The 8,593-nt window shown below is 49.7% G+C and carries 5 protein-coding genes and 2 pseudogenes; 6 read left to right on the top strand and 1 reads right to left on the bottom strand.

Annotated features, from left to right (window positions below):
• From ACTHTJ_RS08570 to ACTHTJ_RS08545, 6 genes and pseudogenes are all read left to right on the top strand, one after another.
• Positions 1 to 107: pseudogene (locus tag ACTHTJ_RS08570) on the top strand (IS5 family transposase); the annotation flags it as partial.
• A gap of 286 nt (positions 108 to 393) precedes the next feature.
• Complete coding sequence (locus ACTHTJ_RS08565; protein WP_070585617.1) at positions 394 to 2,490, top strand: TonB-dependent receptor plug domain-containing protein; 2,097 nt, start codon at positions 394 to 396, stop codon at positions 2,488 to 2,490.
• A 464-nt stretch (positions 2,491 to 2,954) separates the two neighbouring features.
• Positions 2,955 to 3,149 (top strand): YgaP family membrane protein, encoded by a 195-nt coding sequence (locus ACTHTJ_RS08560; RefSeq protein WP_003685761.1) that lies wholly within the window; start codon positions 2,955 to 2,957, stop codon positions 3,147 to 3,149.
• Between the two features lie 12 nt (positions 3,150 to 3,161).
• A pseudogene (locus tag ACTHTJ_RS08555) lies at positions 3,162 to 3,682 on the top strand (rhodanese family protein).
• 79 nt (positions 3,683 to 3,761) lie between these two features.
• Positions 3,762 to 4,064: an ArsR/SmtB family transcription factor gene (locus ACTHTJ_RS08550; protein WP_070585615.1), complete on the top strand. Its 303-nt coding sequence runs from the start codon at positions 3,762 to 3,764 to the stop codon at positions 4,062 to 4,064.
• Positions 4,065 to 4,264: 200 nt separating this feature from the next.
• The gene (locus ACTHTJ_RS08545; RefSeq protein WP_070585613.1) at positions 4,265 to 4,897 is read left to right on the top strand and encodes a hypothetical protein; all 633 of its coding nucleotides are present in this window, start codon (positions 4,265 to 4,267) and stop codon (positions 4,895 to 4,897) included.
• 273 nt (positions 4,898 to 5,170) lie between these two features.
• Here ACTHTJ_RS08545 and mfd read toward each other — a convergent pair whose 3' ends face one another.
• Positions 5,171 to 8,575, bottom strand: coding sequence for a transcription-repair coupling factor (mfd, locus tag ACTHTJ_RS08540; protein ID WP_440360920.1), 3,405 nt, complete (start codon positions 8,573 to 8,575; stop codon positions 5,171 to 5,173).
• Between the last annotated feature and the right edge of the window lie 18 nt (positions 8,576 to 8,593).

Genomic DNA, 8,593 nt, shown 5'->3' with positions numbered 1-8,593 from the left:
CAGCCTATTTTGGACTGATTAAAGTGAGTGCACAAAGCCATCTGAAGGCGATGTGTTTGAACCTATTGAAAGCCGCTAACAGGCTAAGTGCGCCTGCTGCCGCCTAAAAGGCGGCCGGATGCCTGATAATCAGGTATCCAAGAGGGATTAAGAGAGTATTTGAGTGGAATCAGGAGTGATTTGGGATGGAAACAGCCGAAAATCTTTGTTTAGGTTTCGGCTGTCGGGGGAAAAGGAATTTTGCAAAGGTCTCAAACTAATTGATTTTTATAAAAATCCTATTAATTTGAGACTGGAATAAAACAGAATATATTTATTAATATCCATTAAGAATTTGATAATCATTATTATAACAATTAGAATAAGCAGTCAATTTTTTACTTAGGAAAAATCATGAATAAGGTCTACTCTCCTGTATTCCGCCTTAGTATCATTACACTCGCATTATCAACAAGCTTCGCTCATGCCGAAAATTTGCAACCCGCAGAAACTGCCGAGCTGAATGAAATTAAGGTCACCGGTACTGCCGTACCGACTCGTGTAACCCGCAACCAGCTCGACCGCGAAACTTCGACCGATTTGAAACAAGTCATGAAAGATCAAATCGGTATGGATGTCGGCGGCGGCAACGGCGTAGCGCAGTTTTACAGCATCCGCGGCGTTGGTGAAGACAAAATTAACCTAGAAGTCGACAACACCAGCCAATCCACAAAAATCTTCCACCACCAAAGCCGCTTCCAGCTTGATCCTGCTTTGGTGAAAAGCATCAACGTCGAAAAAGGCACAGGCGCGGCAAGCGCGGGTTTGGGTGCGGTCGGCGGTACCATCCGCGTAACAACGGTTGACGCAAAAGACCTCCTGACCGACGGCAAACCTTTCGGTTTCAAACTGGGCGCAGGCTTGAGCAGCAATAAAGGCTCAACCGGCAGCGCAGCGGTTTACGGCTATCAAAACGGCTTCGATGCCCTGTTTGCAGGCAACTTCCTCAACAACCGCGACTACAAAGACGGCAACGGCAATGTCAACCTCGGCAGTCGTCTGAAACAGCACAGCTACCTCGCCAAACTCGGCTACGATTTCAACGACGACCACGGCATCCGCCTGACCTACCGTCAGGAATACCAAAAAGGCAACCGCACCGACAAAGCCGAGTTCCAAAACGTTGACAGCTACATCGGCGTGGACGGCACTTATCAAAAAGAACAAACCTACAATCTGGAATACCGCGGCCGCAACGTCGGCTTCATCGACAAAATCGATGCCAACGTCTTCCAAATCAATACCGACGACACCAAACCGCCCAAAGGCGCCCCTTCTCCAAAAGCCCAAGCTTCCGGCACTGCGCAAGGTGGCGTTCCTATCGGCAAACTTGAGTTAAGCAAAATCAAAGCGACCGGCGCGAATCTGAACCTCGCCAGCTCCTTCGGCGACGGACACATGGTGAAATACGGCGTCAACTACCGCCACGAAACCTCCGAGCCTTCCGACAAAGGCGCATGGCTGAAGATTCTCGGCCTATATGACCGCGACAAAGAGAAAAAAGCCGAATACGGCGTGTACGCGGAAGGCATTTGGAACCTGCACCCCGTTACCCTGACCACCGGCCTGCGTTACGACCATTTCAAATACAACGCCGCCAGCAAACAAAGCGCGTCGCACGGTCAGCTCAACCCCAGCATCAGCGCGATTTGGGACATCAACGACAACTTCTCCCTCTTGGCAAACCTCAATCAGGCAAGCCGCGCGCCCCGCCTGAACGAAGCCCTACTGGCTAACGAACGCGCAGGCGCTGCCGCCGATTTGGACAGCAACCTCAAAGCTGAAACTGCCCGCCGTGCTGAAATTGGCTTCAAATGGCGCAACGACAACTTCAACGTCAGCGGCAGCGTGTTCCACCAACGCATCAAAGACCTCATCGTCTATCGTTGGGCAAAAATCAACAACAACACCGCCTCCATCACCGAACGCGGCAAGATTTACAACGGCGGCACGCTCAAAACCTACGGCTATGAACTTGACGCATCCTATCGCTGGGGCGGCCTGACCGCGCGCGCCGGCGTGTCCTACGTCAAACCCCGTCTGAACGGCGACATGTACTACGGCGAAAGCCCGATTCAAGCGGAAGACCACGAAAGCTCGTTCACCTTTTGGAACACCGGCCGCCAATGGCTGACCGGACTGTCTTACCAGTTTGAAAATCCCAAACTCGAAATCGGCTGGCGCGGCCGCTACGCCCAAAGCGTGAAATACACCGACGTCGCCCGAGGACAAGGTACGATACACGGCAAGAAAGCCGGTTACGGCGTACACGACATCTACGCCAACTGGCAGCCGCTGAAAAAAGACAACCTGAACGTCAACTTCGCCGTCAACAACATCGGCAACAAGCAATACCGTTCGCACAGCCAACGCTTCCCCGACGGCAACGGACGCGTGCCCTTCTACGAACGCGGCCGCGAGTTTGCCTTGGGTGTGAACTATCGTTTCTGATGATACGAACGACCTTATAAAGAAACCAAAGGCCGTCTGAAATTCAATTTTCAGACGGCCTTTTATAATTCGTAGACAATTTGATTTTAAATTGTTTCCTCTCCCTTGCTAGTTACACAACGGATTATCCAGTCTTCAAATCGTCTCCATTGGGCTTCTTTTCCGAATCGGTCATGATTTGATTCCTTCTGAAAACTGACTACTCATTCTTCCAATATAAATAAAATATTATATAGATCATCTCCAGTGCCGTCTGAAAATATCAGGCTGTATTTTTACATTTAACCATGCCGTTGGAGATTGATTCTATTTGTGCGTTTAAAAAATACAATGCAAATATTCATTACACTTTTACTGTAAACCATTTGACAAAGTCATCTTTAAAGCTATAATATTTCTCATATATGATTTTTGTTATATATGTTTATTTATAGACAATCCATTCTTAAACAAGGAGCAATAAAATGAAACGAAACTTGGGTACTTTAGATCGCGTAATCCGTATTGTTATCGGCGTAGCGCTGATTGCTGCAGCCGCTACCGGACAAATTGGCTGGTGGGGTTGGCTGGGCATCATCCCCCTGGGTACAGCACTGATTGGCAACTGCGCACTGTACAGTTTATTGGGTATCAACACCTGCCGCATCAACAAAAAATAACGAAGGCAAAACATGAGTACGGTCGGACAACTCCCGCGAATCACGCCTTCCGAAGCAATGGCAAAAATCCGTGAGGGCGCGTTGGCAGTGGACATCCGAAGCCAAGCCGAATATCGGGGCGAGCATATTGGCGGTGCATTATCCCTTCCGCCTGAACAACAGCGAGACAGACTGCCCGATAATTCAGCCTCGTGCCTGATTTTTTATTGTCTGAGCGGCAAACGTACAACTCAGGCAGAAACTATATTGTCAGCGCTTGGCCAAGGTCGAGAATGCTATATTCTAGAAGGCGGCTTACAGGCATGGAAGGCTGCAGGGCTTCCTATTGTTGCCGACCGTGCCACACCGGATATCATGCGGCAGGTGCAAACCATAGCGGCAGTTTGATTCTGTTGGGCGTGCTGGCAGGTTGGCTGGTATCGCCTTGGTTTTATCTGATAGACGTGATGGTCGGCGCAGGCCTATTAACGGCCGGACTAACCGGATTCTGCGGCATGGCTCGCCTGCTGGCCAAAATGCCATGGAACCATTAAACAAAGGCCGTCTGAAAGTTGCTGCTGAGGCCATTATGACTGATAATTCGACCTCCTCATTTGCCGACAAGCGTGAAAAATGACCATTGCCGATAATCAACCGCCCTACGAAGAAGCCACCGCTTTTCTCAAACTTCTGGCCAATCCCAACCGTCTCGCCGTATTGTGCAAACTACATGAAAGGCCGCACAATGTAACCGAGTTGGCTGAATCATCCGGACTGCCGCAAGCGGCAATGTCCAGCCAATTAGCCCTATTACGTGAAGCCGGTTTGGTATCGTTTGAAGTGAACCATCGGGAAAGGCAATATTATATTGCCGACCCCCGAGTTAACGAGATGATACAGCTGCTATATTTTTTTTTCTGTGCAGGAAAAGATTGAAATATGGTTGTACTGCCTTAGAAAGGCTATTCGGAAAATTAACCTAAAAGGTCGTCTGAAAATTTTTCAGACGACCTTTTTATACTGCTTCTGTATTTACATTTAAAGCACGCGTACGTGCGTACCGCGCACACCCTACCTGCAGCTTTCATGCGGACTAATGCTTGCTGGTGATAAAGTTATTAAGGAATTTGTCAAATATGGAAAAGATTGAGAAATTTAAATCTGAATTATTGGATAACATCTTTGAGTACATTCAGTGTATATCCATTTTTGTCCATAAGAAAAAGATATATTATTTGATTGATTATAAGTCTAATTTCATATTAAACATAAAATTAGACTTAGATTTGGATTTTAAAAACGGTAATATTACGTTAGAACAATATCAGGATGAAATGAATAGTTATTATTACCGAAACGGCATCTGGCAGTTAACTAAGGACAATTTTGAAAACTATCTTCAATCAGATTCGGTCGTCGTACTGGAAAAAGACGAATTGAAGGCGCTGATGTTACAGGGCTTTAATTTAGATGAGGCAGCAAGATTATATTCCGTTGTCGAGAACAAGTTGTCGTATGATGATCCTATTTCGGATTCTGGCCAACAAAGTGATTTCTTAAAAATCAATCAGATTTCTTCAAGATTACCGTTGTTCTATATTAATTTTGATACAGAAGTTTACCTTCATATGGATTGGGACAGATGTCATGAAGATTATGTCTATGATGGCTGGTTTTCTAAGGCAATGGACTTTGGGTATTTGATACCGGACGAATTTTGTTATTGGAAAATTGAAGGACGGGATTATTGGAAATTTCAGCAATTATAAAAATAAACAAACGATACAAGTCGTAGTCTGCCCAAAACTTGAAGGTGGGGCTGAGGTGCGTACGAAGTTAGAAGGTTAGACAAGTGATATTTCGCATCATTTGATAAAAGGTCATCTGAAAGCCTGAAAATCGTTTCAGCAGGCGTAGGTCGGATTCTCGAATCCGACAGCTTCATGGGGGAGATTTTGTCGGATACAAGTATCCGACCTACAAATTTTGGATAATAAAAGGTCGTCTGAAAATTTTTCAGACGACCTTTTATTCATCAATCTCTACTTTGCTACCACTCTTTCTTTCAAAGTCTTCAACACACTTTTCACTGTCTTAATCCTCATCTCTACATCCTCCATCTGAGCCGTAAACTTCAACTTGTCTGCCCCTGCCAGCCGGTATTTTTTATCCATCTGAATCAGCAGGATAATTTCTGTCGGGTCGATTTGGTGGTGTTTACCGAAGGTAACGGTGACGGCTTCGCTTGTCGCGTCGATGGCGTCTATACCCAATTCTTTTGCGGCGAGCCGTAAGTGGTGGCTTTCAATGAGGGTTTTGACGGGTTGTTCGGGCAGGCTGAAGCGGTCGACCAGTTCTTCATGTATGGCGTTGATTTGCTGTACGGTTTCGCAGACTGCGAGGCGTTTGTAGAGGACGAGGCGCTCGTGAATGTCGGGGCAGTAGTCTTCAGGCAATAATGCCGGGCTGTGCAGTTTGATTTCTGTGGTAATGCCCAGCGGTGCGTCGAGGTCGGGCTGGCGGCCTTTTTTGAGGTCGCGCACGGCTTGTTTGAGCATTTCGGTGTAGAGCGTGAAGCCGACCTGTATCATTTCGCCAGACTGCCCTTCGCCAAGGATTTCGCCTGCGCCGCGGATTTCCAAATCCTGCATGGCGAGGGTGAAACCTGCGCCGAGTTCGTCTGCCGCCGCGATGGCATCAAGGCGTTTTTCTGCGTCTTTGGTGATGTATTCGGGCGTGAGCAGGTAGGCGTAGGCTTGGTGGTGGCTGCGGCCGACGCGCCCACGAAGCTGGTGCAGTTGCGCCAGCCCGAATTTGTCGGCGCGGTTGATGATGATGGTGTTGGCGTTGGGGATGTCGATGCCGGTTTCGATGATGGTGGAACAGAGCAACACGTTAAATCGTTGCTGCAAAAAGTCGCGCATGACTTGTTCCAGCTCGCGCTCGCGCAGTTGTCCGTGCGCCACGCCGATGCGGGCTTCGGGCAGCAGGGTTTCCAGCCGCTCACGCATATTCTCAATCGTATCTACTTCATTGTGCAGGAAAAACACTTGTCCGCCGCGTTTGAGTTCGCGCAACACGGCTTCGCGCACGCTGCCTTCGCTGAAGGGTTTGACAAAGGTTTTGACGGCGAGGCGGCGGCTGGGCGCGGTAGTAATCAGCGAGAAGTCGCGCAGACCTTCGAGCGCCATGCTGAGGGTGCGTGGAATCGGTGTGGCGGTCATGGTAAGTATGTCTACGTTGGCGCGCAGACGTTTGAGCTGCTCTTTTTGGCGCACGCCGAAACGATGTTCTTCATCGATAATCACTAAACCTAAGTTTTTAAATTTGATGTCGTCTTGAACCAATTTGTGCGTGCCGATAACAATATCGACCGTACCGTCCGCCATGCCTTCCAGCGCGGCTTTGGTGGCTTTGCTGTTGTTGAAACGTGAAAGGCTGGCGACTTTCACGGGGAAATCGGCGAAGCGGTCGGCGAAGTTTTGCGCGTGCTGCTCGACCAAAAGCGTGGTTGGGGCGAGTACGGCGACCTGTTTGCCGCCCATCACCGCCACAAACGCGGCGCGCAGGGCGACTTCGGTTTTGCCAAAACCGACATCGCCGCACACTAGGCGGTCCATCGGCTTCGCCTGCGTCAAATCCTTAATCACAGCGGCGATGGCAGCGGCTTGGTCTTCGGTTTCTTCATAGCCAAAGCCGTCGGCAAATGCCTGATAATCCAACTCGTTGATTTCAAACTTGTGTCCCGATTGGGCGGCGCGTTGGGCGTAGAGATTGAGCAACTCGGCGGCGGTGTCGCGCGCTTTTTCGGCGGCTTTGCGTTTTGCCTTATTCCATGCGCCGCTGCCGAGCTTGTGCAGGGCGACGTTTTCATGCGCCTGACCAGAGTAGCGGCTGATTAAATGCAGTTGCGAAACAGGCACATAAAGCTGCGCTTCGCCCGCGTATTCGAGCAACATCATTTCGTTGGTTTCGTCGCCCAAGTCCATTGTGACCAAGCCCATATATCGGCCGATACCGTGTTCTTCGTGTACAACAGGATCGCCGATATTGATTTCGGCAAGGTCGCGTAACAGGCCGTCTGAAACGGCGGCGTGTTTCTTACGATGATGTTTGCTCGAGCGGGCGACATATTGATAAAGATCGGATTCGGTAATGACCGCGATGTTTTGATCTTCTAATTTAAACCCGTAAGCCAACGGCGCCACTGTAATCATCAGCGGCTCATGCGCCGACAAAAAGCCCTGCCAGTCGGACACGCTTTTGGCTTTCAAACCGTTTTGCTGCAAGAAACCGAGCATGGTTTCGCGCCGTCCCAAACTTTCGGCGCAAAGCAAAATTCGTCCGTCAAAGGCCGTCTGAAAATCTTTCAATGCCTGCAACGGTTCATCTGCTTGACGGTTGACGGCCACGTTTGGCAACGTATGTTCATCACCAAAAATATCCGGCAATACCTGACCATAGTTTTTCAGACGGCCTGCGAATACATCGGCAGAGAGATACAAATGCTGTGGAAGCAAAGGCGGATAAGTTTCGTCGCCCTGCGCCATGGCATAACGCGATTTGACGTCGCTCCAAAAACGGTTTGCCTCGGCATGAACGTCGCCCAAAGAGACAAACAGCGCATCTTCGCCGATGTAATCAAACAGCGTTTCCAACTCGTTTTCAAAAAACAGCGGCAGGTAATATTCCACGCCCGCACCGAAATGGCCGTCACTGACGGCTTTGTACACAGCGGCATCGTTCGGATTGCCATCGACTTCCTCGCGGAAGCGGCTGCGGAAGATTTTTTGCGCCTCGCTGTCGGTGGGGAACTCGTGCGCCGGCAGCAGGCGGATTTCGGAAACGGGAGAAATGGTGCGTTGCGTTTCGGTATCGAAGGTTTTGATGCTGTCGATTTCATCGTCGAACAAATCGATGCGGTACGGCATTTCGCTGCCCATCGGGAACAAATCGACTATACCGCCGCGCACGGCAAACTCGCCTGCCGCAACAACGTGGGAAACATGGTTATAACCTGCATCCACCAAATCACTTTTCAGACGGCCTATATCCAAAGTCTGCCCTGTTTTCAGCCAAAACGTGCGCCCAGCCAGAAACGGCACAGGCGGCAGCTTCTGCATCGCCGTGGCAACCGGTACGAACAACACGTCCGCCGCGCCGCTCTTAATCTGCCACAACGCCGACAAGCGCTCCGACACCAAATCCTGATGCGGCGAAAAACGCTCGTAAGGCAGCGTTTCCCAGTCCGGCAGGAACACCGCCGTATCGTGCGGACGGAAAAACAGCCAGGCCGTCTGAAGGCGTAGCGCCTGTTCCGCATCTTGGGTCAAGACAACCTTGAGCTGCTTATGCGGCAGATAACGCGCCAAAGCCAAGGGCAGCGAGCCTTGAGACAGATTGAGCCAACGGGATTTTTCACGGGGTTTAGGAATCGGATAGGTCATGACAAAACAGTTTGTAAT

The sequence above is a fragment of the Neisseria sp. P0018.S001 genome (genome assembly GCF_051957355.1).
Classification (GTDB): Bacteria; Pseudomonadota; Gammaproteobacteria; order Burkholderiales; family Neisseriaceae; genus Neisseria; species Neisseria subflava_A.
The sequence above is the reverse complement of the archived record's forward strand: the minus strand, read 5'-3'. Positions and strand labels throughout refer to the sequence as shown.